The sequence below is a fragment of the Pseudomonas sp. GQ91 genome, assembly GCF_059758795.1.
This window is the reverse complement of sequence record NZ_JCAXED010000052.1, coordinates 1-634: the sequence shown is the minus strand read 5'-3', so window position 1 is coordinate 634 and position 634 is coordinate 1. Positions and strand designations below refer to the sequence as shown.

The window sequence follows — 634 nt, the reverse complement described above, 5'->3', positions numbered from 1 at the left end:
CTGCCGCGTGCTGACCCGCTGCAAACCGTCGGTGATGCGGGTGAGGCCAGCCTTGAGGTCATAGTCGAACTGGTAGGCGTCGCCCTCGTCGGTCCAGTGGCGGACCACGCGCCATTCCAGCTCGTCGATCAAGGCCCATTCGTAGAAGCAACGCAGCCCTGTGGGCAGTTGGTGTTCGACCATGCGCTGGCCGGCGTCGTAGCTGAAGCGCCGTTGCACCTGGCCGCTGGCATCGCGCACTTCGCTGAGGGTGTGCGCCGCGTCGTAGGCGTAGCTGACCAGCACTTCGCGCTGCTGGTCGGGGTAGAGGCGTTCCAGGCGGCTGAGGCGTTCGCCGTCGCGGATCAGTTCGACTTGCACCCGATCGAAGGTGTCGCGCAGGCGTATCAGGCGTCCGGCATCGTCGTAATCGAGGAAGATGCGGTTGTCGTTACGGTCACCGAGCTGGTTCAGGCGCAGCCGTGAGGGGTTGGCTGGCGTAGGTTCGAACAGGCGATACAGGCCGTCATCGCTTTCGATCAGCAACTGCCCGTTGAGGTGGCGCCGCACGGCGAGGCCTTCACCGGGGCTGAACACCGCGCCGCCCAACGGGATCGAGCCCATGTCGATGGGCCGCGCCTGTTCGTCGGTGTAG

1 pseudogene is annotated in these 634 nt (G+C 65.6%); it reads right to left on the bottom strand.

The features are described from left to right. Positions 1-634 (bottom strand): annotated as a pseudogene (locus AC6CIA_RS26365) (RHS repeat-associated core domain-containing protein); the annotation flags it as partial.